The 23,105-nt window shown below is 66.8% G+C and carries 22 protein-coding genes and 1 riboswitch; of the genes, 14 read left to right on the top strand and 8 right to left on the bottom strand.

Going from position 1 to position 23,105, the window contains the following annotated elements; genetic code table 11:
- Nucleotides 1–21 precede the first annotated feature (21 nt).
- The gene (locus tag ACTJJM_RS09425; protein ID WP_197601807.1) at nt 22–711 is read right to left on the bottom strand and encodes an outer membrane protein; all 690 of its coding nucleotides are present in this window, start codon (nt 709–711) and stop codon (nt 22–24) included.
- 320 nt (nt 712–1,031) lie between these two features.
- Nucleotides 1,032–2,696, bottom strand: coding sequence for an energy-dependent translational throttle protein EttA (gene ettA, locus ACTJJM_RS09420; protein WP_010481992.1), 1,665 nt, complete (start codon nt 2,694–2,696; stop codon nt 1,032–1,034).
- A gap of 254 nt (nt 2,697–2,950) precedes the next feature.
- Between ettA and ACTJJM_RS09415 the strand changes: the two genes are divergently transcribed.
- The 6 genes from ACTJJM_RS09415 to ribD all read left to right on the top strand — a co-directional run bounded on the left by ACTJJM_RS09415 (nt 2,951) and on the right by ribD (nt 7,703).
- Entirely contained in the window at nt 2,951–3,424 is a 474-nt protein-coding gene (locus tag ACTJJM_RS09415; protein WP_019338039.1) for an RcnB family protein, read from the top strand.
- A 184-nt stretch (nt 3,425–3,608) separates the two neighbouring features.
- Nucleotides 3,609–4,862, top strand: coding sequence for a serine hydroxymethyltransferase (gene glyA, locus ACTJJM_RS09410; RefSeq protein ID WP_010481990.1), 1,254 nt, complete (start codon nt 3,609–3,611; stop codon nt 4,860–4,862).
- 67 nt (nt 4,863–4,929) lie between these two features.
- The gene (locus tag ACTJJM_RS09405) at nt 4,930–5,349 is read left to right on the top strand and encodes a hypothetical protein (protein WP_010481989.1); all 420 of its coding nucleotides are present in this window, start codon (nt 4,930–4,932) and stop codon (nt 5,347–5,349) included.
- 27 nt (nt 5,350–5,376) lie between these two features.
- Nucleotides 5,377–5,826, top strand: coding sequence for a hypothetical protein (locus ACTJJM_RS09400; RefSeq protein ID WP_049482087.1), 450 nt, complete (start codon nt 5,377–5,379; stop codon nt 5,824–5,826).
- A gap of 149 nt (nt 5,827–5,975) precedes the next feature.
- Entirely contained in the window at nt 5,976–6,497 is a 522-nt protein-coding gene (gene nrdR, locus ACTJJM_RS09395) for a transcriptional regulator NrdR (protein WP_010481984.1), read from the top strand.
- 120 nt (nt 6,498–6,617) lie between these two features.
- Nucleotides 6,618–7,703, top strand: a complete 1,086-nt coding sequence (gene ribD, locus ACTJJM_RS09390; RefSeq protein WP_049482128.1) for a bifunctional diaminohydroxyphosphoribosylaminopyrimidine deaminase/5-amino-6-(5-phosphoribosylamino)uracil reductase RibD — start codon at nt 6,618–6,620, stop codon at nt 7,701–7,703.
- Nucleotides 7,704–7,786: 83 nt separating this feature from the next.
- On the opposite strand, the gene ACTJJM_RS09385 is transcribed toward ribD, so the two are convergent.
- Both ACTJJM_RS09385 and ACTJJM_RS09380 read right to left on the bottom strand, forming a co-directional pair.
- Nucleotides 7,787–8,671, bottom strand: coding sequence for a hypothetical protein (locus tag ACTJJM_RS09385; RefSeq protein ID WP_049453394.1), 885 nt, complete (start codon nt 8,669–8,671; stop codon nt 7,787–7,789).
- A 152-nt stretch (nt 8,672–8,823) separates the two neighbouring features.
- Nucleotides 8,824–9,444 carry a hypothetical protein gene (locus ACTJJM_RS09380; protein WP_010481980.1) on the bottom strand — a complete coding sequence of 207 codons (621 nt, stop codon included), beginning with the start codon at nt 9,442–9,444 and terminating at the stop codon, nt 8,824–8,826.
- Nucleotides 9,445–9,632: 188 nt separating this feature from the next.
- A riboswitch (FMN riboswitch) is annotated at nt 9,633–9,778 on the top strand.
- A 74-nt stretch (nt 9,779–9,852) separates the two neighbouring features.
- Between ACTJJM_RS09380 and ACTJJM_RS09375 the strand changes: the two genes are divergently transcribed.
- The 5 genes from ACTJJM_RS09375 (at nt 9,853) to thiL (ending at nt 13,776) form a co-directional block, all read left to right on the top strand.
- Complete coding sequence (locus ACTJJM_RS09375) at nt 9,853–10,479, top strand: riboflavin synthase (protein ID WP_171953838.1); 627 nt, start codon at nt 9,853–9,855, stop codon at nt 10,477–10,479.
- Nucleotides 10,476–11,576 (top strand): 3,4-dihydroxy-2-butanone-4-phosphate synthase, encoded by a 1,101-nt coding sequence (gene ribB / locus ACTJJM_RS09370; RefSeq protein WP_440865432.1) that lies wholly within the window; start codon nt 10,476–10,478, stop codon nt 11,574–11,576. The genes ACTJJM_RS09375 and ribB overlap by 4 nt, the downstream gene beginning before the upstream one ends.
- A gap of 160 nt (nt 11,577–11,736) precedes the next feature.
- Nucleotides 11,737–12,204, top strand: coding sequence for a 6,7-dimethyl-8-ribityllumazine synthase (ribH, locus tag ACTJJM_RS09365; RefSeq protein ID WP_010481977.1), 468 nt, complete (start codon nt 11,737–11,739; stop codon nt 12,202–12,204).
- Nucleotides 12,201–12,680, top strand: coding sequence for a transcription antitermination factor NusB (gene nusB, locus ACTJJM_RS09360; protein WP_005415268.1), 480 nt, complete (start codon nt 12,201–12,203; stop codon nt 12,678–12,680). Before ribH ends, nusB begins: the two co-directional genes overlap by 4 nt.
- A 130-nt stretch (nt 12,681–12,810) precedes the next feature.
- Nucleotides 12,811–13,776, top strand: coding sequence for a thiamine-phosphate kinase (thiL, locus tag ACTJJM_RS09355; RefSeq protein ID WP_197654274.1), 966 nt, complete (start codon nt 12,811–12,813; stop codon nt 13,774–13,776).
- Nucleotides 13,777–13,785: 9 nt separating this feature from the next.
- On the opposite strand, the gene ACTJJM_RS09350 is transcribed toward thiL, so the two are convergent.
- The 3 genes from ACTJJM_RS09350 to ACTJJM_RS09340 all read right to left on the bottom strand — a co-directional run bounded on the left by ACTJJM_RS09350 (nt 13,786) and on the right by ACTJJM_RS09340 (nt 18,174).
- Complete coding sequence (locus ACTJJM_RS09350) at nt 13,786–16,779, bottom strand: ATP-binding protein (RefSeq protein ID WP_440865431.1); 2,994 nt, start codon at nt 16,777–16,779, stop codon at nt 13,786–13,788.
- A 99-nt stretch (nt 16,780–16,878) separates the two neighbouring features.
- Nucleotides 16,879–17,601: a fimbrial biogenesis chaperone gene (locus ACTJJM_RS09345; RefSeq protein WP_019338049.1), complete on the bottom strand. Its 723-nt coding sequence runs from the start codon at nt 17,599–17,601 to the stop codon at nt 16,879–16,881.
- A gap of 60 nt (nt 17,602–17,661) precedes the next feature.
- Nucleotides 17,662–18,174, bottom strand: a complete 513-nt coding sequence (locus ACTJJM_RS09340) for a fimbrial protein (RefSeq protein WP_414610187.1) — start codon at nt 18,172–18,174, stop codon at nt 17,662–17,664.
- Nucleotides 18,175–18,412: 238 nt separating this feature from the next.
- On the opposite strand from ACTJJM_RS09340, the gene ACTJJM_RS09335 reads away from it, so the two are divergent.
- Genes ACTJJM_RS09335 through ACTJJM_RS09325 form a run of 3 tightly spaced genes read left to right on the top strand, consistent with a single transcriptional unit; the run spans nt 18,413 to nt 22,432 of the window.
- Complete coding sequence (locus tag ACTJJM_RS09335; RefSeq protein ID WP_440865430.1) at nt 18,413–19,372, top strand: fimbrial protein; 960 nt, start codon at nt 18,413–18,415, stop codon at nt 19,370–19,372.
- On the top strand, nt 19,369–22,083 hold the full coding sequence (locus ACTJJM_RS09330) for a fimbria/pilus outer membrane usher protein (protein WP_440865429.1): 2,715 nt from the start codon (nt 19,369–19,371) through the stop codon (nt 22,081–22,083). Before ACTJJM_RS09335 ends, ACTJJM_RS09330 begins: the two co-directional genes overlap by 4 nt.
- Nucleotides 22,019–22,432 carry a fimbrial protein gene (locus ACTJJM_RS09325; RefSeq protein ID WP_440865428.1) on the top strand — a complete coding sequence of 138 codons (414 nt, stop codon included), beginning with the start codon at nt 22,019–22,021 and terminating at the stop codon, nt 22,430–22,432. Before ACTJJM_RS09330 ends, ACTJJM_RS09325 begins: the two co-directional genes overlap by 65 nt.
- 95 nt (nt 22,433–22,527) lie before the next feature.
- On the opposite strand, the gene ACTJJM_RS09320 is transcribed toward ACTJJM_RS09325, so the two are convergent.
- Nucleotides 22,528–22,938 (bottom strand): hypothetical protein, encoded by a 411-nt coding sequence (locus tag ACTJJM_RS09320; protein WP_171953843.1) that lies wholly within the window; start codon nt 22,936–22,938, stop codon nt 22,528–22,530.
- Nucleotides 22,939–23,105 lie beyond the last annotated feature (167 nt).

The following is a 23,105-nucleotide window of genomic DNA, read 5'->3' as shown; positions in this document are numbered from 1 at the left end:
TGCGGGTACGTCGCCAGGCGGTTAGAAGTGGTAGTTCAACTTCAGCGTAACGCTGCTGTAGTCGGTATGGAAGCTGCGACGGGCCGCAGCCGGGTAGTTGGGGTCTTCCAGGGTCACCGGGCTGGAACCCAGGTGGGTGTAGCGGTACTCGGCACCGGCCGAGAGGCGGTCGTTGAAGCGGTACAGCACGCCTGCCGTGGCGTGGGCGCCGGTGGACACGTGCGAGGCGCGGGTCTCGAATTCGGCCACGCGGCAGCCGTTGGTGGCCTCCACCAGCGACTTGTCGCAGCCCAGGGTGAATTCCTGCCGGGCCACCGTCACGCCGGCACCGACGTAAGGCAGCCAGCGGCCCATGGCGCGGCCCAGCGTCACATCAACGGCGCCTGCGCGGGTCACTGCATCCTTGCCGTGGTACGGGCTGTACTGGTGCTGCTCGCGGTCCTTCCAGTCGCGCGCGACGTTGCCGAAGGACAGCGAACCTTCCAGGCCCACCACGATGTTGTTGTCGAACTGCCAGCGACGGCCGCCCTGCACGCCGCCGGTGAAGCCGCGGATGCTCTTTTCCGATGCGTTGGCGTTGCTGCGGTCCTTGCTGTGGCCTTCGCTGTGCGACGCCTGCACGCCGAAGTAGTAGCCGTCCCAGTCGGAGCTGGCGGCCGCGGCGGTGCCCGACAGCATCAGGGCTGCCGTGGTGATGATCAGTGCTTTCATTGGGGGTTTCCTACGTTGGGGGATGAAGCGGGAACGTAGGAAAACCGAAGGCGGTGCGGCGGAACATACAAATAGTTGCAAGCTGCCAACGGGCCATGTGCGACAAGGTGTTAGGCGTGCTTGATGGGCGTGAAGACGGCGGTCGCAGCGTGAAAAAGCGCCGGACTGCGCGGGAAATGGGGGAGGGCGTCACTACCAACGGTCGTGACACTTTGGGTGGTGGGTACCGACCGTTGGTCGGTACGCATTGAGTCACCACCAACGGTGGTGACCCACCAGAATGCAGAACGGCCGCGCAGAGCGCGGCCGTTCTTCCTTTCTTACTTCAGCGCCTTGAAGCGCAGGCGCTTCGGCGCAGCGTCGTCGCCCATGCGGCGGCGCTTGTCTTCTTCGTACTCGCGGTAGTTGCCCTGGAAGAACTCCACGTGCGAGTCGCCTTCGAACGCCAGGATGTGGGTCGCGATGCGATCCAGGAACCAGCGGTCATGCGAGATGACGAAGGTGTTGCCCGGGAACTCCAGCAGCGCATCTTCCAGCGCACGCAGGGTTTCGATGTCCAGGTCGTTGGACGGTTCGTCGAGCAGCAGCACGTTGCCACCCTGCAGCAGGGTCTTGGCCATGTGCAGGCGGCCACGCTCACCACCGGACAGCGAACCGACCATCTTCTGCTGGTCCTGGCCCTTGAAGTTGAAGCGGCCGATGTAGGCGCGCGACTGGATCTCGATGCCGTTGATGTTGAGGATGTCCAGGCCGCCCGCGATTTCCTGGAAGACGTTGTGGTTGCCTTCCAGCGCGTCGCGGCTCTGGTCCACGTAGGACAGCTTCACGGTCGGGCCGACCACGATCTCGCCGGTGTCCGGCTTTTCCTGGCCGGTGATCATCTTGAACAGGGTCGACTTACCGGCACCGTTCGGGCCGATGATGCCGACGATGGCGCCAGCCGGCACCAGGAAGCTCAGGTTGTCGAACAGCAGGCGGTCGCCGAACTTCTTGGAGACGTTCTTGAACTCCATCACCGCATTGCCCAGGCGCTCGCCCGGCGGGATGAAGATTTCATTGGTCTCGTTGCGCTTCTGGTAATCGACCGACTGCAGCTCTTCCAGGCGGGCCAGACGGGCCTTGCCCTTGGTGCGGCCGCCCTTGGCGTTCTGGCGCGACCACTCCAGTTCCTTCTGGATCGCCTTCTGGCGGGCCTTTTCCTGGTTGTCTTCCTGCTTCAGGCGCTCGTCCTTCTGGGTCAGCCAGTCGGTGTAGTTGCCCTTCCACGGAATGCCGCGGCCGCGGTCCAGTTCCAGGATCCATTCGGCGGCGTTGTCCAGGAAGTAGCGATCGTGGGTGACCGCCACCACGGTGCCGGTGTAGCGCGCCAGGAACTGTTCCAGCCATTCCACCGACTCGGCGTCGAGGTGGTTGGTCGGTTCGTCGAGCAGCAGCATGTCCGGCTTCTGCAGCAGCAGGCGGCACAGGGCCACGCGGCGCTTTTCACCACCGGACAGCTTGCCGACCACGGCATCCCACGGCGGCAGGCGCAGCGCATCGGCGGCCACGTCCAGCTGGTTTTCCAGGGTGTGTGCGTCGCCAGCGGCCAGGATCGCCTCCAGGCGCTCCTGTTCCTTGGCCAGCGCGTCGAAGTCGGCGCCTTCCTCGGCGTAGGCGGCGTACACCGCTTCCAGCGCGGCCTGGGCCTGCAGCACTTCGCCCACGCCTTCCTCCACCGCTTCACGCACGGTCTTGGTCGGGTCCAGCTCCGGTTCCTGCGCCAGGTAGCCGACCTTGATGCCCGGCTGCGGGCGGGCTTCGCCCTCGAAATCGGTGTCCACGCCGGCCATGATCTTCAGCACGGTGGACTTGCCGGCGCCGTTCAGGCCCAGCAGGCCGATCTTCGCGCCCGGGAAGAAGGACAGCGAGATGTCCTTGATGATCTGCCGCTTGGGCGGGACCACCTTGGACACGCGGTTCATGGTGTAGATGTATTGCGAGGACATGCGGTCTCCGTAGGCGCGGCCCTGCGCCCGGTCCGTCACGGGAAGATCCCGTTGCGGCAGCGGGCACAGACTGAAATGGAATACCGCCAATTATAGCCGGAACCGGTTCCGGGCCGCGCCCGGGAAGGGGGCGCCGGGCTGGCCGCCGCCTGAATACTGCGTCACAGTCCTGCAACGGGAAGCGTTTCCAGCCGGAAACGGTTCAGATCGGTTGCGCAATATGGGCTCACCACCCACCCGAGCAGAGGTCTGACATGCGCATCAATCGAGTAATGGCCAGTGCCGTGGCCTCTGTGCTGGCGCTGGGCGCCGTGGCCCCGGCGTTCGCCGACAACGACCATCGCCGCAACCACGACCGCCGCGAATGGCGCGAGGATCGCCGTGAGTGGCGCCACGACCGCCGTGACTGGGAGCGCGACCGCCGCGAGGCCCGGCGCGACTACCGCCAGGATCGCCGCGAGTGGCACCGTGATCATGACCGCTACTACCGCCCGGCACCGCCGCGTGTGGTGTACCGCCCGGCCTATGGCCCGGGCTATGGCTGGAAGGTCGGCCATCGCTACCGCGACTATTACCGCGGCCCGATCTATGTGGTGAACGACTACCCGCGCTATCACCTGCGTCGCCCGCCCTACGGGCACCACTGGATCCGCGATGACCGCGGCAACATGCTGCTGGTTGCCATCGCCACCGGTGTGATCGCCCAGTACGTGCTCAGCAACCGCTGAGTCGGCGGTCATATCCGCGCATGGCGTGGATCTACCGGCACGGCGGGGCAGCGCAATCGAAACCATACGGGGCCGGATTCCTTCGGGGATGCCGGCCCCGTCCGTTTCGGCCCCAGCAGGCCGGTGCGGGGCTACAATCGGGGGCTGAGCCGTACCCCCTTTTCCCTGCCTGCTGGAGTACCCGATGTTCCCGCGTGACGTCCGCATCGAATCCTACGATCCCGAACTGGCCAAGGCCATCGCCGCTGAAACCCAGCGCCAGGAAGACCACGTCGAGCTGATCGCCAGCGAGAACTACACCAGCCCGGCGGTGATGGAAGCGCAGGGCAGCCAGCTGACCAACAAGTACGCCGAAGGCTACCCGGGCAAGCGCTACTACGGTGGCTGCGAATACGTGGACATCGCCGAGCAGCTTGCGATCGACCGCCTGAAGCAGCTGTTCGGGGCCGACTACGCCAACGTGCAGCCGCACAGCGGTTCGCAGGCCAACCAGGCGGTGTACTTCGCCCTGCTGCAGCCGGGTGACACCATCCTCGGCATGAGCCTGGCCCATGGTGGCCACCTCACCCACGGTGCCAAGGTGAATGCCTCGGGCAAGCTGTTCAACGCCGTGCAGTACGGCGTGAACGACCAGGGCCTGATCGATTACGACGAAGTCGAGCGCCTGGCCCTGGAGCACAAGCCGAAGATGGTCGTGGCCGGCTTCTCGGCCTATTCGCAGGTGATCGACTGGGCGCGCTTCCGCGCCATCGCCGACAAGGTCGGTGCCTACCTGTTCGTCGACATGGCCCACGTTGCCGGCCTGGTCGCCGCAGGCGTGTACCCCAGCCCGCTGGAGCACGCCCACGTGGTCACCTCCACCACCCACAAGACCCTGCGCGGCCCGCGCGGCGGCATCATCGTCGCCAAGGGCGCCGACGAAGACCTGGTCAAGAAGCTGCAGTCGATCGTGTTCCCGGGCATCCAGGGCGGCCCGCTGATGCACGTCATCGCCGGCAAGGCCGTGGCCTTCAAGGAAGCACTGGAGCCGGGCTTCAAGGCCTACCAGCAGCAGGTGGTGAAGAACGCCCAGGCGATGGCCAACACGCTGATCGCGCGCGGCTACAAGATCGTCTCCGGTGGCACCCAGAACCACCTGATGCTGGTCGACATGATCGGCAAGGACGTGTCCGGCAAGGACGCGGAAGCGGCGCTGGGCAAGGCGCACATCACCGTCAACAAGAACTCGGTGCCGAACGACCCGCGTTCGCCGTTCGTCACCTCGGGCCTGCGCCTGGGTACCCCGGCGGTGACCACCCGTGGTTACGTCGAGCAGGACTGCGTGGACCTGGCCAACTGGATTGCCGACGTGCTCGACGCGCCGAACGATGACGCCGTGATCGCCCGCGTGCGCGACGCCGTCAGCGCGCAGTGCCGCAAGTACCCGGTCTACGGCTGATCGGGGAGTGGAGTCGGATCCCTTCCCGCAGGGAAGGGCTCTGACCCCAGCATTGGAGCAACCGCGCATGGATGAGCGCCACCTCAAGTATCTGTACACCGCCTTGGCGGTGCTGTTTGGCCTGCCCAGCCTGGCGATGGGCGGCGCGGCAGCGACCATGCTGCTGCTGATGGGGCTGGGCCAGTTCGGTCACGGCACGCTGGCCTCGGTGACGGTGATGCCGCTGTGGGGCCTGGCCGGCATTGCCGGCTGCCTGGCCTGGTTGTGGCTCAGTGCGGGTTTCCTGATGCAGGGGCGTGCCGGGCTGCACGTGCACCGTCTCTGGTGGTGGATGCTGCTGGCGGGCGGTCTCGCCGCCTTGCCCCCGCTGGGGCTGGCGCTGTGGTGGGGCGTCACCGTGCACGCCGAAGGCATCACCCTGTTGCTGCTGGGCCCGTCGATGCTGGTGCCGGCTGCGATGCTGGTGTGGATCAAACGCTGCGCATGACGTGGCCCATGGAAGGAAATCGAACGCATGGATGAGCGTCTGCACAAACGCTGGATGGCGATCGCCGGCCTGCTGGCAGGCCTCCCCACCGTGGCGGCAGGCGGCACGGGTGCCGTTCTGGGGCTGATGGTCGTATGGGATGGCAAGTACCTGACAGGCGACGAGCACACACTGTTGCTGCTGTGGTCGACGGCTGGAATCATCGGCCTGCTGTCGTGGTTGTGGCTGAGCGGCCTGTTCCTGGGGCGTGGCCTTGTCGGCCTGCGCGATTCCCCGGTTGTCGCCTGGGTGGGGTTGGCGCTGGGGGGACTGGCCGCATTGGCCGTGGTTGCCGCCACGCTGTACTTCACCTTCAAGCACGGTGAGATATCGACATTGGCCTTCCTCGGCTTTGGCCCACCGTTGCTGGTGATGGCCGGGCACCTGGTGTGGCTGCGCTGGGCACGCGCAGCCTCGGTGCCGCCGGCACCCGGTTGAGCGCACAGCGCTGACCGCGCTGGAGGCTCTGTTCGGCCGAAATGCAGGCACTTCCGCGCAGACAGCATTTGCTGCGGGGCCCTTTCTCAGGTACCTTTGCGACGCTGCCATGACCGTGGCAATAGGTACTTCCCTGAGCCAGGCGTTCCATGCATTGCCCCTTCTGCCAACATGCCGATACCCGGGTCATCGACTCGCGCGTCTCCGAAGACGGCGCGACGATCCGTCGTCGGCGTGAATGCGAAGCCTGTGGCGAGCGCTTCAGCACCCTGGAAACGGTTGAGCTGAAGCTGCCGGCCATCGTCAAGAGCGATGGCACCCGCGAGGCGTTCGACCAGCGCAAGGTCCGCGCTGGCTTCGACCGCGCGCTGCAGAAGCGTGCGGTGGCCGAAGACAAGATCGAAGCGGCCGTGCGTGCGGTGGTTCACCAGCTGCGCATCAGCGGCGAGCGCGAAGTGCCTTCGATCAAGGTCGGCGAGTTCGTCATGAACGAACTGCGCAAGCTCGACCACGTCGGCTATGTGCGCTTCGCATCTGTCTACCGCAGCTTCGAGGACGTGGCCGATTTTCGCGAGGAGATCGAGAAGCTGGAACGCGACCTGCCGTCCAGCACCGAACAGCTGCAGCTGCTGGGCGACGTGATTGCCCTGACCAAGAAGAAGAAGGGCTGACCGCCTTTTCCCTGGTAGATGCCAACCTTGGTTGGCACTGATGGCCGCATCCACTGGTAGATGCGAACCTTGGTTGGCACTGATGGCGTGGATGCATACCGGCAGCGTTACCATGGCCAGATGACCACCCCGTTCTCCGTCCTCGACCACCTGCACATGGCCAACGCACTTCGCCTGGCCGAGCGTGCCGCCTACACCACCCGCCCCAACCCGATGGTCGGCTGCGTGATCGCCCATGGCGAACGCGTGGTCGGGCAGGGCTGGCACCAGCGCGCCGGTGGCCCGCATGCTGAAGTGTTCGCGCTGCGCGAGGCCGGCAGCGACGCCCGTGGCGCCACCGCCTACGTCACCCTGGAACCCTGCGCGCACTACGGGCGCACACCACCGTGTGCGCTGGCACTGATCGAAGCGGGCGTGTCGCGTGTGGTCGCGGCGATGCGCGATCCGTTCCCCAAGGTCGATGGCGGTGGCTTCGATCTGCTGCGCAATGCCGGCATCGAGGTCGCCGAAGGGCTGATGGCGGCACAGGCGCGCGAGCTCAACAAGGGCTTCCTGTCGCGCGTGGAGCGCAACCGCCCGTGGCTGCGGGTGAAGCTGGCCGCCAGCCTGGATGGCCGTACCGCGATGGCCGATGGCAGCTCCAAGTGGATTACCGGTCCGGCCGCGCGCGAAGACGTGCAGCACTGGCGCGCACGTTCGGGTGCGATCCTGACCGGCGCCGACACCGTGCTGGCCGACGACCCGATGCTGACCGTGCGCCTGGCCGATACCGAGGTGATGCCACCGCTGCGCGTGGTGCTCGATTCACGCCTGCGCTCGCTGGAATGCAGCCGTGTGCGCGAGGGTGGGGCGCCGACGTTGTACCTGCATGGCACAGCAGTAAGCGCACCGGATGCGGCCGACGCCGAATTTGCCAGCGTGCCCTGTGTTGATGGGCGGTTGGACCTGGGCGCGGTACTGGCGCTGCTGGCCGAACGTGGCATCAACGAAGTGCATACCGAAGCCGGCGCGACGCTGGCCGGTGCCTTGCTGCGCGGCGGCTGGGTGGACGAACTGCTGCTGTATCAGGCGCCCACGCTGCTGGGCGATAACGGTCGTCCGCTGCTGGCCGGCCTCGGCATCGAGGCGATGGACCAGCAGCGGCGGCTGCACGTGGTGGATCAGCGGCAGGTGGGTGAGGACATCCGCTTGTTGCTACGGTCGTAGCGCAATGACATGCGCCGGGCATTGTCCGGCGCATGTCGTGGGATGGAACCGCCGGGCATGGCCCGGCGCTACCGCTTACCACCTCACGCGCATTCGTCGGTCCACATCATCTCGGCGATCGGCCGCAGTGCCTTGCACTCCTGCGTCATCTCCTCGGCCGACTGCACCTGCGCCTTGGCCTTCAGTTCCTCGGCCATCGCATCCACGCCGCTGATCTGCTCCGGCGCGATCTTCGCCACGCAGGCGCGGTGCTGCTGCAGCAGCAGGTCGCAGCCCGGTACGCCGGTTACTTTCGGCGCGCTGGCGGCCTGTGCATCCTGCATCCAGTCCTCGAACGGCGCCAGCGCACCGGCTACGGTGCCCACCAGATCATCGAAATTACCGCTGTACCAGTAGCCGTTGTCCTTGGCCGGGTACAGGGTGAAGGTGCCGCTGACCGGCACGCGCACGCCACTCTGCAGTGCCTGGGTGTAGGCATCGGTGAACTGCTTGCGCGCGGCCGGGCTGGCGTCAGACGCGAGGCTGGCGGCAAAGAGCGGGCGGACCTTGCCCAGGTCGGGCAGCTGGCAGCTGTAGGTGATCCGCGCCAGCTTCTGGTCTTCAACGTATTCGTTGTCTTCGACCACGCTCTTGGTCGCGCGGCACTTCGAATCACGCAGCGCCTTGGCATACAGCGCTTCGGTGGCCGCAGCGTCGGACTTGTCACCGGCGCTGGCCAGCACGGTCTGCCACGGCTCGGCCAATGCCTTGGCCAGCGCACCCGGGTTGGGGGTCACGGCGTCCTGGCCTTCGAACGCCGGCTTCAGTGCGTCGTTGAGCGTGCGCGTGGCGGCCGCGTCGTCTTCCAGCAGCACGCGTGCGTACAGGTCGAAGGCCTGCTCGGGCGTCAGCTGGGCCGGTGCAGCGCTGGCAATCAGCGGGGCGCACAGCAGCACGCTGGCCAGAAGGGTACGGGTGGGGGTCTTCATGACGGTGTTTTCCTGTTCCAGAGGCGCGCAAGCCTAGCGCATCCAGCGCTACTTTCGATGGCGGCCAGAGGTCACATGGCGGTGTACCCCGGCCAAAAAAACGGGCCCCTTGCGGGGCCCGTTCGATCGCACGACGAGGGGCGATCGTTGGATCAGAAGCTGGCGCGCACGCCGGCCGAGTACTGGGTGACGTCACGGTAGCCGGAGATCTCGCCCACCAGACCCCAGGTCCTGGTGAAGTTGATCTGGCCGCCGACGGTGCCGACCCAGGTGCCCTTGAAGTTGTTGCCGCCGTCCATGTAGCCGGCCTTGGCCCAGGCTTCGGTCATGCGCGACGGCTTGCCGCGGATGCCCAGGGTGGCGCGGCCCAGGTTGGTGTGGTCCTTGTAGCGGTCGCTGTAGCCGTCGTAACGGTCGGTCAGTTCAGCGCTCTGGCGCACCCAGGCGATATCGGCGGTGAAGTCCAGGCGGTCGGTCCACGGCATGTGGTAGCCGATGCCCAGCTCCGGCTGGTTCAGTTCCAGCTTCAGCGAGCCGTCGCTGTAATGGTAGGTCTTGCTGGTGCGCGACCAGCCACCGAACACGTAGACCTGTTCGGCGATGGCCACAGAGCCACGCAGGTAGCCGCCGTCGACCTTCGGGTCGTCCAGTGCGTTGTCGTCAACCTTGACCTGCGTCCAACCGCCTTCGACGTAGGTGTAGCTCAGGGCGTCGGCCGAAGCCGAGAGCGGGGCGGCGGCCAGCAGGGCGGCCACGATCAGCATCTTGCGCATGGGAATTCCTGTGAATTTCAGTCCTTTGGCGGGCCTGCCCCAGCGGGCTGCCCGTGGCGACCTCATGTCGTCCGGGGTGGAATTTTAATGAAAGTTTTACAAATTGCGAGCGACGGCCGTCACAGCTGTGGCATCCGACCCTGTTCAGCCCGGGCTGGTACACTAGCCAGGCCGGTTCGCCGGTACACAAACGTCTTCAGGGCGGGGTGCAATTCCCCACCGGCGGTAGGTGCGCAAGCACGAGCCCGCGAGCGCCCCGGCCTACGGCCGGGGGTCAGCAGATCCGGTCCAATGCCGGAGCCGACGGTCATAGTCCGGATGAAAGAAGACGGTGCCACAGGGCTCATGCCCTGCGCGTGCCTGTTTGCCTTGCGGCGTTTTTCGCTCACTTTTCGCGGAGAACGTTTCTTGTTTACTGGAATCATCGAAGGCGTCGGCCGTCTGGCCGCACGCGAATCCATCGGCGGCGATGTCCGCTTCACCTTCAATGTCGGGAACCTGCCGTTCGACAACGTGCAGATGGGCGAGAGCATTGCCATCAACGGCGTCTGCCTCACCGTCATCGCATTCGACGCCAGCAGCTTCCAGGCCGATGCGTCCACCGAGACCCTGGGCCTGACCACGCTGGGTCAGCTGGGCGAAGGGGCGGTCATCAACCTGGAGCGCGCCATGCGCCCGACCGACCGCCTGGGCGGCCATCTGGTCAGCGGCCACGTCGACGGCCTCGGCAAGGTGCTGTCCATCCACGAAGACGCGCGTGCCCAGCGCTGGCGTTTCGCCGCGCCGGCCTCGCTGCGCCGCTACATCGCCAAGAAGGGCTCGATCTGCGTGGACGGCGTCAGCCTCACCGTCAACGAAGTGGACGATGAAGGGTTTGACGTCGCCCTGATCCCGCACACGGTGGCCAACACCGCCTTCTCCGCCGCAGGCGTGGGCAGCGCGGTCAATCTTGAAATCGATCTGGTCGCCCGTTACGTGGAGCGGCTGATCAGTGTGCCGACCAACGGTCAGCACCCACAGGGAGATGTCGCATGAATTTCGCCCCGATTCCGGACATCCTGGAAGACATCCGTCTGGGCCGCATGGTCGTCATCGTCGATGACGAAGACCGCGAGAACGAAGGCGACCTGATCATGGCCGCCGAGCTGGTCAAGGCCAGCGACATCAACTTCATGGTCACCCATGGCCGTGGCCTGGTCTGCCTGCCGTTGAACCGCACCCGCGCCGCCGATCTCGGCCTGGCGCCGATGGTGCAGGCCAATACCGCGCAGTTCCAGACCAACTTCACGGTCAGTATCGAAGCCGCCGAGGGCGTCACCACCGGTATCTCGGCGCACGACCGCGCCCACACCATCCGCACTGCGGTGAAACCCAACGCCAAACCGTCGGACCTGCACCAGCCTGGCCACATCTTCCCGCTGATCGCCCAGCCGGGCGGCGTGCTGACCCGCGCCGGCCACACCGAAGCCGCCGTGGACATGGCCATGCTGGCCGGGCTGGAACCGGCCGGCGTGCTGGTGGAGATCCTGAACCCGGATGGCAGCATGGCGCGCCGCCCGGAACTGGAAGTGTTCGCCCGCGAGCACGGCCTGAAGATGGGCTCCATCGCCGACCTGATCGCCTACCGCCTGGCCACCGAAAAGACCGTCGAACGCGTGGACGAGCGCGAGATCGACACCGAATTCGGCCCGTTCAAGCTGGTGACCTACCGCGACCGCATCGCCCACGACCTGCATTTCGCTCTGGTCCGCGGCACCCCGGACGCGGACACCCCGACCCTGGTACGTGTGCAGGTGGAAAACCCGCTGGCCGACCTGCTGCACTGGCGCCGTGACGACTTCGGCGTGGCGGCCACCGATGCCCTGCGTGCGATCGATGCCGAAGGCGCGGGCGTGATGGTGGTGCTGTCGGCCCCACGCGACGGCGAAGCCCTGCTGGCCCGCCTGCGCCAGCAGCCGGCGCCGGTGGTGCCGGGCAAGGACAAGGACGTGAGCCAGTGGCGCCGCAACGGTGCTGGCGCGCAGATCCTGTCCGACCTGGGCCTGGGCAAGCTGCGCGTGCTGGGCACCCCGCGCCGCCAGATCGGCCTGGCCGGGTACGGCCTGGAAGTGGTGGAGACGGTTACCCCGTAACGCGCCCGCTGCGCTCGCCGGGCACGGCCTGCCGCTACCCTGGCGCCCCCTAATCCGGTAGCGCCGGGCCATGCCCGGCGGGTTCCCCAGGCCCCCGCCAGCCACGGCCGGGGCCCATCCACGCTAGAATTACCCCCTTATCGAGTCCCCCAAGCCGCATATGAGCCACTACGAAGGCGATCTTCGCACTCCCGAATCGGCGCGCTTCGCCATCCTGGCCAGCCGCTGGAACGCCCGCATCACCGATACGCTGGTCGCTGGCGCCCGCCAGAGCCTGGCCGGCAACGGCATCACCGAAGCCAACATCGACGTGATCCGCGTGCCGGGTGCCTGGGAGCTGCCGCTGGTGGCCGCGCGCCTGGCTGCCGCCCATGAACACGCCGCCATCCTCACCCTGGGCTGCGTGATCCGTGGCGATACCCGCCACTATGAACACGTGGCCGACCGCTGCGCCGAGGGCCTGATGCGCGTGCAGCTGGACTTCGGCGTGCCGGTGCTGAACGGCGTGCTGGCGGTGGAACGCGTTGAAGACGCCGAGGCCCGCGCAGGCGGCAGCCACGGCAACAAGGGCGAGGAAGTCGCACTCGCCGCATTGGAAATGGTCAATCTTCTGGAGCAGCTGCCATGAACAAGAACACCCAGGGCAAGCCCTCCGGTAAACCCGTCCGCCGCGATGGCGTCGATCCGGTGCTGCGCTCGCGCGCCCGCCGTCGTGCCGTGCAGGCCATCTACGCCTGGCAGATCTCCGGCGGCAACGCCCAGTCGCTGATCGCCCAGTTCGCCCACGAGCAGGCCCGCGAAATCGCTGACCTGGCGTACTTCGAGGCGCTGGTGCACGGCGTGCTCGACAACCGTCGCGACATCGACGAAGCGCTCGGCCCGTACCTGGACCGTGGCATCGAAGAAGTGGACGCGATCGAACGTGCGGTGCTGCGCCTGGCCGCCTACGAACTGCGCTACCGCCTGGATGTGCCGTACCGCGTGGTGATCAACGAAGCCATCGAATCGGCCAAGCGCTTCGGTTCCGAACACGGCCACACCTACGTCAACGGCGTGCTGGATCGTGCCGCCGTGGAATGGCGCAAGGTCGAATCGGGTCACTGACCCGGTTCTGCTCGTCCTGGACGGGCCGTGACCTGCTGGGTCGATACCGGCCCTGACTCCGCTTCTGGTGGGTGCCAACCCTGGTTGGCACCGATGCCCGAGATCGCCGCCACCCCCACGGGAACGCCCCATGTCCCTGGCTGAATTCGCCCTCATCGACCGCATCCGCGCCCGCACCGTCGAGCGCGACGACATCGTGCTCGGTATTGGTGATGACGCTGCACTGCTGCAGCCGCGCCCGAACGAACAGCTGGTGGTCACCGCCGACACACTCAACAGCGGCGTGCACTTCCCGGCCGAAACGCCGGCGTTCGACATTGGCTGGAAGACGTTGGCCGTCAACCTGTCGGACCTGGCTGCGATGGGCGCGCGCCCGGCCTGGTGCACGTTGGCGCTGTCATTGCCCGATGCGAGCGAGGATTGGATCGAAGCCTTCGCCGACGGTTTCTTCGCACTGGCCGACCAGCACGACATCGCCCTGATTGGTGGCGACACCACGCGTGGCCCGCTGTCGCTGTCGGTCACAGCGATGGGGCAGGTGTCGCGCGGCCAGGCGCTGCGTCGTGATCGCGCACAGATTGGCGATGACATCTGGGTCAGCGGCACCCTCGGCGACGCTGCCGGTGCACTGCGGTTGTGGCAGCAGGGGGCGCTGAACGTGGCCACCGCCACGCTGCTGGCCGACTACGAGAGCCTGCGCCTGCGTCTATTGCGGCCGACCCCGCGCGTCACCCTCGGCCTGCGCCTGCGTGCATTCGCGCATGCGGCCGTGGATATCTCCGATGGGTTGCTGGCCGACCTTGGCCACATTGCTGCCCGCAGCGGCGTGCGCGCCGAAGTCGATGCCGATGCGTTGCCGATGTCTGCGGCGCTGCGCGAATTGCTGGGCCGCGATGCTGCCCGTGAGTGCGCGCTGCACGGCGGCGACGATTACGAACTGTGCTTCACCGCCGCCGCCGACCAGCGCGACGCGTTGCACTTCGTTGCCGAATCGCTGGATCTGCCGATCACCCGCATCGGCCGCATCATGGAAGGGCAGGGCGTGCACACCGAAGGCCACGACGGCCCCAGCGGGTACGAGCACTTCGCCGGCTGAGCACGCAGGTCATGCCTGCTGCTGCGCGGCAACCTGACGTTCGATGCTCGCCGCGATCAACGCGATAGCCTCAATGACGATCGCCTTCGACGCCGCATCTGTCGCGCCGGTGCTGCGCAGGGCCTGTTCGGCCTGTTGGCAGCTGCGCGCTGCCTGGGCTTCTCCCAGAAATACCAGCGCGCCGGCGAAGCTGTGCAGCTGATCGATCATGGCCGGTGCATCGGCACTGTCCAGCGCCTGGGTCAACGCCGCGTAGTCGCGATGCGCGGTCTGCAGGAACGCCTCGCGCATCTGCCGCTGAACCGCCGCGCTCACTACCGGAGGCAGTGGTGCCTGTGCCGAGCGATCGAGGTCGAATCCATGCAGCGCGGCCTCTAGCGACGGCAGGTCGAGCGGCTTCAGCAGCAGCGTGGACATGCCGGCCTCGCGTACGCGCTGCGCGTCCTCGGGCATCGCATTGGCGGTGAGCGCGACGATGGGGATGGAGGGGTCATCCGCACGCAGTTTCCGGGCCAGCCCGTATCCGTCCAGGTGCGGCATGTTCAGATCGGTCAGCACGATGTCGAACCGGCCCTCGCGCCAGCGTTGCCACGCCTCCTCGCCGTCGGCCGCGAGGGTGACCTGCCAACCCAGCGCATGCAGTTGCCCCAGCGTCACGTCGCGGCTGATCACGCTGTCATCCACCAGCAAGGCGTGGCCACGCGGGGAATGCGCGCGCTCTACAGGCGCCGGCCGTGGCGGCGTGCCTGCCACGGCGGTGGTCCGGCGTGCTGGAATGTCCAGGCGGAAAACGCTGCCGGTGCCCGGGGTGCTGCGCACGCCGAGGGTGCCGCCGAGCAGTTCGGCGAAGCGTTGGCACAAGGCCAGCCCCAGGCCACTGCCGCCGTGCTGCCGTGCCGAGCCGGCACCGACCTGCACGAACGGTTTGAACAACACGGCCTGTGCTTCGGCATCGATGCCCGGGCCGGTATCGCGCACCTCCACGTGCAGCCACTCGGTGCCATCGGGCCGCAGCGAGGCATCAACGCTGACCGCCACCGTTCCCGATGCCGTGAACTTCACCGCATTGCCCACCAGGTTGTTGATCACCTGCGCCAAGCGACCTGCGTCGGCCACGTAGGCTGGCCCCAGCGCATCGCCGGTGTGCAGCTCCAGGCGCAGGCCTTTCGCGGTGGCCTGTGGCTCGAACAGTGTCGCGGTCTGCTGCAGCAACACACGCGGGTCGAAAGGCGCCGGTTCCAGCGTCATCAGCCCGGCTTCGATACGGGAAAGATCCAGGGTGTCGTTCACCAGCCCCTGCAGCACATCGGCCGCGCTGCGCGCGCGCGTGACATGCGTATGCGCCGCCGCCGGCATGGTCTGGCGGGCAAGCAGTTCAAGATGGCCGAGCACGCCGCTCAAAGGGGTGCGGATTTCATGGCTGATCATCGCCACGAAGGCGGTCTTGGCCTGGTCCGCAGCCTCGGCATCGTGCTGGGCCTGTTCGGCATGACGCCGTGCATCCAGCAGACGCTGCTGGGTTTCGGTCTGTGCGGTCACATCGGTCACCGCGCAGACCCAGATCGCCCGCCGCTGGTAGCGCGCGGCGGCCACGATGGATTGCAGGTAGCGCGATGGACCGTGCTCGTCCGCGGACGGCGCCTCGAACAGCTGCCCGTGTACCTGGCCGTCAACGCGTTGCACCAGGCGGCCGACCAGTGCGTCCAACAGGTCGCCGGTGGTGTCGCCGATCAGCTGCTGCAGTGCCTGGTTGTGCAGGATCACCTGCCCGCTCTGCTGATCGAGCAGGCACAGGCCGACCGGCGACGTTTCGATCAAGGTGCGGCTCAACGCTTCGCTTTCATGCACCCGTGCGGCTTCTTCCAGCGCCGGCCGCAGCACGCGCCGGTCCACCAGCAGCAACAGCGTCCACAGTGCGGCCAGCAGGGCGGCCAGGGCCAGCCCACCGCCGAGCAGATAGGTCCGCTGCGCCGCCCAGATGTCGGTCCAGCGGTAGAGCCGCAGCAGCGTCCAGTCGATGCCCTGCAAGGGTGCGGACATCACGAAGGCACGGCCGGCAGGCAGTGCCAATAGCGTAGGCCGGGGCGATGGCGCGGCGCGCAGCGCAGGCCCGGAAATCGCAGCGTCTGCAGCACTGCGCAGAACATCGTTTCCCTGCCGGTCCAGCACCACCCACATTCCCGGGCTGGCCTCCTCCAACCGCTCGCGCAGGCCTTGAAGCGGTTCAAACGTCAGCCGGTTGATGAAGGGGGTGCCATTGCTGCGCAGGCGCATCTGGGTGACCAGTGCATCCTCGCCGGTGAACGGATTGCGGCCGAAGTAGGCGCGCAGCCGGCCACTGTCCAGTTGAAGCTCGGAGTCCGCACCCGCTGACTGCCAGCCGGCATCGGCGGTCTGTGCCAGCGCGGCCAGTGCCTGTTCACGGGTAGGCACCTTCATGTGCTGCAGCAGCTGCGCTTCATCATGCAGCCCGGCGATCGCAAACAGGCGCCCTTCCGGTTCGAAGGCGAAGGAGATCAAGGAAGTGGGCGAATCCTGCGCCGCTACGGTGGCGGCCATGTACGCCGAATAGGTCTGCACCATGCCCAGGTACGCCGCCTCCGCCTGTGGCGGAAGACGGCCCTCGCGCGGGGACAGCGCCAGCCAGGGGACGGACAGGGCGCCGGGTGCCACCACGCCGGCCTGGCCATCCTGTGCTGAAAAGCGGGCAGCAACAGGCAGGCCACCGGCCACCAGTGCGGTTTGCTGGGTAGCCCACAGCATGGCGTTGGTGTTCAAGCTGGCCACGTAGGCCCGCCTGCGCTCGCCAATGTAGCGATCCACCGTCTGCTGGCCGCGCTGCAGCGCCTCGCGCTCGTTGAGGTGCACCGTTTCCAGCCGCAGCCACAGCGCCGCGCAGCCGGCGGCCAGGAGAAGCAGGGTCAAGATGGCACCGCCGCCGAACAGCAGCCGGCGCTGCAGGCCTTGCAGGGTGGCAAGCACGGAGCCCGGGGGTGACGCCATGGTGCGAACCTGGGTTGTGAGGCTGTGGCGTGCAGCGTGACGCGTATGCCACCCTCAGTGCAAGTCATTGCCGGAGCACTGCGGAAGCCCGATCTACGTTTACCGATCAACGCGCGCCTCGGCCTCACGGGGCGTGCCGTAATCATCCAGCCATTTGAACGCCACCGTTGCGGGCATCGCTGCACCTTCCGGCAGCGCATAGCGCACCTGTGCCCCCGGCGCGATCATATCCACGTCCACGCTGCGGCCATCGGCCAGCGTCAATGAACTCAACGAGACGTGGTACGCGCTCGGATTGCGAACCCGCAGGCCATCACCATCGGCAGACCACTGCAGCGTGGCCGCTGCATCGCGTGCACTGCCCGGCAGCCCGGCCGGGCGATGGAACAGCTTCACCCGCGTACGCACCGCGAACTGCAGCAGGTTCTTGCTACTGGCATCGCTGGGCTTGGGCGGAATGTCCAGCAGATTGAAATAGAACACCGATTCGCGATCGGTTGGCAGCGGTGACTCCGACGGGCGCGGTGCGTAGGTGACGCGATATGCCTGGCCCTGCTTCGGTTGTAGCAGCCGTGGCTCGGCCGGTGTCAGCCGGAACGGCGTGCGTACGTTCTCCGGGCGCGACTGGCTGTCGCCGTCATCGATCCACACCTGGGTCATCGCCGGCAGTTCACCCACGTTGCTCGCCCTGACTGTCACGTCGCGGCCCTTGCTGGCATCGTGCACGATGCGCGTGCCCTGCAGCGTCACCGCGGCCGATGCCGGCAGCGCCGCCGACACGGCCAGCAGCGCGCATATCCACGTCCTGGCGCGGAGTTTCATGGTCAACCTCGTTGAAAGGGGCAGGCCGTCGCTGCGTGGCGCCAGCCTGCCGGAAGCGCGTTACTTGTAGACCACCACGAAGTCGCCCGAGGCATTGGCGGTGCCAGCCCGCGCGTTCTGCGCCGGTGAGGCGTACCACGCGCTGTAGTCCAGCTGGCCGCTGCCACCGGCGGCGATCGTCACCCACACCGCCGGATCTTCACCGATCTTCTGCTGGTTGCCGGCCGCGTCGTACAGGGCCACGCCAACATTGGCTGCAGAGGACGCTGCCGTCAGTGCCAGGTTGCCGGTGCTGCCATCGGGCGTACCGCCGAAGCGCACACCCACATCCTGCGATGCACCCGAGCCGGAGCAGTCCAGCGCGATGGTGAAGTTCTTCTGGCCGGCACGGGTGCTGGCGTTTACCGAGGCCAGATCGACCTTGCCCATCGGCACGGTGATGGTGCCGCCGGTGGAGCCCACCGAGCAGGTGGAGGTCATCAGTTCGCCGGTGATTTCCAGCGTTTCGGCAGACACCGACGGCGCGGCGATGGCGAAGACGGAAAGGGACAGCAGGCGGAGCGTCAGGGGCATGACAGTTCTCGGTTGTGGAATGAAGGCACGCAGTGGCCGCCCATGGCAGCCAGCGCGGCCAGTTTCGACGCGCGCGCCAGGCCACGGAATGCAACAAGTTGCAAAAGCCCGTTGACGTTCGCGAACTGCAATTAATCCGATAGGAATTGACAGCGCCGCTGCCTAGACTGCGCGGCCTCGATTGGTTTCCAAGGGGATCGCTATGCGGATTCCATCCTCCTTTCCACAATCGCTTCGCATGACGGCCTTGGCCGCGGTGCTGCTTGCAGTTGCAGGGCAGGCCGCAGCATGCGTTCGATTGAGGCTCGATGATCAGGTTGATGAGCTCGTTCGGACGGTCCCCAACCTGGATCGCCCAGATCAGCATTTTTCAGGCACAGGTGTGACGCTCTCAGATTCCTACCAGTGTCCGCCCGGGCAGGAAGAGTTCCTGGTGAGCATGAACCTCTCGGGGCTGACCTATGAGCGCGAGATTTCCTACGCAGGGCTGTCGGTTCCCGCTTACAGCTTGGGTCCACGCTCGCCGTTGGTGATCTTCCTGCATGGCGTACGTGGTTCCGGCGGTTTCGGTGGCTCTCTCTCGGCCATTCCATTGCGCAACGGCTTGCTCAACCGGAATCCAGGTACGTTGCTCGCCTCGGCATCTACAATCGAGCACTACATCCAGATCCGAATCTTCTTCCGCGGTGGTGCGATGGAGAGCGTGCCTCGCTCATTCCTGGGTACGGTAGAGACGTGGCCGGTAAGTAATCCGGCCAATCCATTCCGGCATTCCTTTACGGTGGAGTTCACGGTCCCTCCCGTCACCTGCACGCTCGCCAATGCGTCCCACACCCTTGACGACGTGCTCGCCAACGAACTCGCCGCCAGCGGCAGCAACGCGAAGGAATCCAGCTTCGACGTCGCGATGAACTGCCCGATGGACAACATCGACGTGCAGCTGTCGTTGGCCGATGCCAATGATCCTGGCAGCAGCAACGGCCAGCTCGCACCTGCCCCCGGCACCACCGCCGGCGGCGTGCAGGTGCAGCTGCTACGCGGTGGCCAGCCAGTGCAGTTCGGCCAGGCGTGGTCGCATGGCTGGTCCAGCAAGGGCCAGCAGGCCATCCCGTTCAGTGCGCGCTATCTGCGTACAGCCGATCCGCTGGTGCCCGGCGACGTCAAAGGCGAGGCGGTGCTGACCGCCGACTACCGATGATGGCCGTTGGCCATGCCCGTGCCGCCACGCGTTCGCTCTGCACTGCCATCGGTGCGGTGTTGTCGACGGGGCTGGCGTTCGATGCCGCCGCTGCGCCGGTTGAGTTCAGCGAAGGCTTCCTGATCGGCGGCGAAGCCATCGACATGGCGCGATACGCCAACGGCAATCCGTTGCCGGCTGGCGATCACGCGGTGGACGTGCATGTGAACGGCCAGTTCCTGCGCAGCCAGGACATCCGCTTTGTCAACCAGGACGACCCGCAGATCGCGGTGCCATGCCTTTCTCCGATGCTGGTACGCGGGTTGCCATTGAAGCCTGCGCTTCTTGAGGCCCTGCCGTCCGAAGAGAACACCTGTGTGGATCTGCCCGCGCTGGTGGAGGGTGCCAGTACCACCTTTGACAGCGGCGAGTTGCAGTTGTCCCTGAGTATTCCGCAAGCGGCCCAGGCCATCGCCGCGCGTGGCTTCGTGGCACCGGAACTGCGCGACGACGGCATCACCGCCGCCTTCATCGACTACAGCGCCAACCACTACCGCAGCCAGGGCAGCGACAGCAGCTACCTCGGCCTTCAGGCGGGCCTGAACCTGGGCGCATGGCGCCTGCGCCACCGCGTGTCGTTCACCCATGGCAGCCAAGGCACCCGCCACGAGGTCATCAGCAGCCATCTACAGCGCGACATTCCGCGCTGGAACAGCCAGCTGCTGCTGGGCCAGGGCAACACCGGTGGCGAGCTGTTCGAAAGCGTGCCGTTTACTGGCGTGCGCGTGGCCAGCGACGAACGCATGCTGCCCGATTCGCTGCGCGGCTATGCGCCGGTGGTGCAGGGCATTGCCGAAGGCAATGCGGTGGTCACCATCCGCCAGAACGGCAGCATCATTCACGAAAGCAATGTGGCGCCGGGCCCGTTCACCATCGAGGATCTGTATCCCACCAACTTCGGCGGCGATCTGGACGTCAGCGTTACCGAAGCCGATGGCCGCGTGCAACGCTTCAGCGTCAACTTCTCCGCTGTACCGCAGGCGCTGCGCGCTGGGTCGTCGCGCTTTGCGGTCACCGCGGGCGAGCTGCGCGACACCGGCAACACGCTGCAGGCGCTGCGCTTCACCGAGGGCACCTACGCGCGCGGCCTGAACAACCGGCTTACCGTGCTGGGTGGCGCGCAGCTGGGTGAGGACTATCGCGCCCTGCTCGCCGGTGCTGCGGTCAACACGGCCATCGGTGCATTCGGTGCCGATGTCACCCATTCGCGCGCCCGCCTGCGCGGCAACGACACCGCCACCGGCAACAGCTTCCGCGTGAATTACCAACGTTACGTGGCGCGCACCGGTACGAACTTCGGCCTGGCTGCGTATCGCTACAGTACGCGCGGCTTCCTCAGCCTCAACGATGTGGCACGCGCGCAGAGCGACGACTGGGGTTACGGCCAGCGCGCCCGCCAGCGCTACCAGGTGAACTTCTCGCAGAAGGTCGGCCAGCGCAGCAACCTGTATCTCAGCGGCGGCCATGTGTCTTACTGGGACAGCGCCCGACGCCGCAACGATTTCCAGGTGGGCTTCCAGAGCACGCTGGGGCGGGTCAACTACGGTGTGTCCGCGCTGCGCTTCCGCGTGGGCGATGGCCGCCAGGACACGCGCTATGCGTTCACCCTCAGCGTGCCGCTGGGCCGTAGCGCCAACGCACCGCGTGCCAGCACCCAGCTCAGCCAGGCCGATAGTGGCAGGCAGTCGCAGCTGGGCATCACCGGCAGCCTGGGTGAGTCACGTGCGCTGAGCTACAGCCTGTCCAGCGCACAAGGCAATGGACAGAACAGCCATAGTGCTTATGCCGCGTGGCAAGGCAGCCGTGGCAATCTCAATGCCGGCTACAGCCGCAGCGGTGACTACCGTAGCCTGTCGCTGGGTGCGTCGGGCAGCGTGGTGCTGCATGGCGGCGGGTTGAACCTGGGCACTCCCGTGGGCGAGGGCTTCGCGCTGGTGCAGGCGCCGGGGGCGCAGGGCGCACGCATCGGCAGCAGCACTGACCTACGTGTGGCGCGCAATGGCTACGCACTGCTGCCGCACATCAGCCCCTATCGCTGGAACACCATCGACCTGGACCCCTCCGGCCTGCCGCTCGAGGTGGAGCTGCTGCAGACCTCGCAGCGTGTGGCACCCACCGCCGGTGGCATCGTGCGCGTGCCGTTCCAGGTGCGCCGCGAGCGCACGCTGTTCATCGACGCCACCGACGCGCTGGGCCAGCCGCTGCCGTTTGCGGCGGTGGTGCAGAGCGAAGACGGCGCGCCGGTCGGCGCGGTGGGGCAGGGCGGGGTGATCCAGCTGCGCGGTGCGCAGGACAGTGGCAGTTTGATCGTCGACCCCGATGGCAAGCGACGCTGCCGCATCGACTACCGCATGCCCGACGCGCCGGATGCCTACGGGCTGTCGTGGAACCAGGCCGTGTGCGTACCGCAGCCGTTGCCGCCGGAGAGCCTGCAGGCGGGCACGCCGGAGCAGGAAGAGGCACCGCCCCATGAGTTTCGTCTTTCCTTTCAACGTTCACAGGAGTTCAACCATGTCCCGTTTCCTTCTTCAGGTGATCGCGGTGCCGATGCTGTGCCTGATCGCGTCGGCCGTAGGTGCCCAAACCACACTCACCATCAGCGGCCGTGTGCTGCCGGGCACCTGCACGCTGGCAGCGCCCACCATTGCACTGGATCCGGTGAAGGCCGATGAAATGACGCCAGGTGCCGCCAGCAGCGTGAAGGCCGGTGCACTGAACTTCACCGGCTGCGTGGGCGTCAGCCGTGCGCGTCTGTCCTTCGATGGCACGGCCGCCGACGGTGATCCGGAGCGCTGGAAGAACACCGCCGCCACCACGCCAGCAACGGGTGTGACGGTCGCGCTGCTGGCCGGCGCGACCGGCAACACCTACCTGAAGAAGGGCGACACTGATATTCCGGTGGCTGTCTCTGGCGCGACGGCGTCCTATCCGCTGCGCGCGGGTTACTTCATTCCCAACACCAGTGGTATCAACGCAGGCAATATCTCCACCGAGATCGTGGTCACCGCGGCCTACGACTGAAAACCGGCGCGGCCCTGTAGAGCCGAGCCCATGCTCGGCTGCTCATCGGTCAGGCTCCAGGCAAGCCGGGCGTGGGCTCGGCTCTACAGAAGCCGCTAAGCTGCGTGCAGCTGCACATCCACATACTCGGCCAACCCCCGGCACGCCAGCAGCAACCCCTCGCGCGCGTCATCGTCCACCTGCTGGCTGATCTCGCCATCCACGCGCACGCGCTCGGTGGCGTGCAGCAGTTCAAGTAGAAATGTCAGCCCGGCATTGGCGCGGTCGATGCGCGCCAGTGCCAGCCGCTGCCCCGGCGTGCGGCCTTTGCCCGGCCACGGCTGTCCATCGGCGGCGTCGCCCTGGCGGATGTGCTGCAGGCAGTGCAGCAGCGTGATGGTGCCGGGCGCTTCGCCCTCCTGCAGTGCGGCGAAGGTGCTTTCCAGCGTGCGCGCCAGATCGTCGGGCAGGCGCGTGGCGGCCTCGCCCAAGGTGGCAAACAGGTGGGGATAGTGTGACGTGGTCATGGCGGCGTCCTTGTGTGCGAAGCAAGGGGCCACCCCGCTTAACAGCGAGGGTGGCGGACGGTGCGTGGTTGCAATACCGGAGGTAACTACGCGAAACGCCGGCGGGCACGAGGCCCCCACACACCGCCCGCCATGTACGAGCGGACAGAATGTCTGCCGGCGCCGCC

The organism is Stenotrophomonas sp. 22692 (genome assembly GCF_052045015.1).
In the GTDB taxonomy this organism is placed as follows: domain Bacteria; phylum Pseudomonadota; class Gammaproteobacteria; order Xanthomonadales; family Xanthomonadaceae; genus Stenotrophomonas; species Stenotrophomonas geniculata.
This window is presented reverse-complemented; position numbering and strand designations above follow the sequence as displayed.

Excerpts from the sequence above, each read along its gene's own strand:
- ACTJJM_RS09425 (WP_197601807.1), bottom strand. The coding sequence starts at position 711 with ATGAAAGCACTGATCATCACCACGGCAGCCCTGATGCTGTCGGGCACC.
- ettA (WP_010481992.1), bottom strand. The coding sequence starts at position 2,696 with ATGTCCTCGCAATACATCTACACCATGAACCGCGTGTCCAAGGTGGTC.
- ACTJJM_RS09415 (WP_019338039.1), top strand. The coding sequence starts at position 2,951 with ATGCGCATCAATCGAGTAATGGCCAGTGCCGTGGCCTCTGTGCTGGCG.
- glyA (WP_010481990.1), top strand. The coding sequence starts at position 3,609 with ATGTTCCCGCGTGACGTCCGCATCGAATCCTACGATCCCGAACTGGCC.
- ACTJJM_RS09405 (WP_010481989.1), top strand. The coding sequence starts at position 4,930 with ATGGATGAGCGCCACCTCAAGTATCTGTACACCGCCTTGGCGGTGCTG.
- ACTJJM_RS09400 (WP_049482087.1), top strand. The coding sequence starts at position 5,377 with ATGGATGAGCGTCTGCACAAACGCTGGATGGCGATCGCCGGCCTGCTG.
- nrdR (WP_010481984.1), top strand. The coding sequence starts at position 5,976 with ATGCATTGCCCCTTCTGCCAACATGCCGATACCCGGGTCATCGACTCG.
- ribD (WP_049482128.1), top strand. The coding sequence starts at position 6,618 with ATGACCACCCCGTTCTCCGTCCTCGACCACCTGCACATGGCCAACGCA.
- ACTJJM_RS09385 (WP_049453394.1), bottom strand. The coding sequence starts at position 8,671 with ATGAAGACCCCCACCCGTACCCTTCTGGCCAGCGTGCTGCTGTGCGCC.
- ACTJJM_RS09380 (WP_010481980.1), bottom strand. The coding sequence starts at position 9,444 with ATGCGCAAGATGCTGATCGTGGCCGCCCTGCTGGCCGCCGCCCCGCTC.
- ribB (WP_440865432.1), top strand. The coding sequence starts at position 10,476 with ATGAATTTCGCCCCGATTCCGGACATCCTGGAAGACATCCGTCTGGGC.
- ribH (WP_010481977.1), top strand. The coding sequence starts at position 11,737 with ATGAGCCACTACGAAGGCGATCTTCGCACTCCCGAATCGGCGCGCTTC.
- nusB (WP_005415268.1), top strand. The coding sequence starts at position 12,201 with ATGAACAAGAACACCCAGGGCAAGCCCTCCGGTAAACCCGTCCGCCGC.
- thiL (WP_197654274.1), top strand. The coding sequence starts at position 12,811 with ATGTCCCTGGCTGAATTCGCCCTCATCGACCGCATCCGCGCCCGCACC.
- ACTJJM_RS09350 (WP_440865431.1), bottom strand. The coding sequence starts at position 16,779 with ATGGCGTCACCCCCGGGCTCCGTGCTTGCCACCCTGCAAGGCCTGCAG.
- ACTJJM_RS09345 (WP_019338049.1), bottom strand. The coding sequence starts at position 17,601 with ATGAAACTCCGCGCCAGGACGTGGATATGCGCGCTGCTGGCCGTGTCG.
- ACTJJM_RS09340 (WP_414610187.1), bottom strand. The coding sequence starts at position 18,174 with ATGCCCCTGACGCTCCGCCTGCTGTCCCTTTCCGTCTTCGCCATCGCC.
- ACTJJM_RS09335 (WP_440865430.1), top strand. The coding sequence starts at position 18,413 with ATGACGGCCTTGGCCGCGGTGCTGCTTGCAGTTGCAGGGCAGGCCGCA.
- ACTJJM_RS09330 (WP_440865429.1), top strand. The coding sequence starts at position 19,369 with ATGATGGCCGTTGGCCATGCCCGTGCCGCCACGCGTTCGCTCTGCACT.
- ACTJJM_RS09320 (WP_171953843.1), bottom strand. The coding sequence starts at position 22,938 with ATGACCACGTCACACTATCCCCACCTGTTTGCCACCTTGGGCGAGGCC.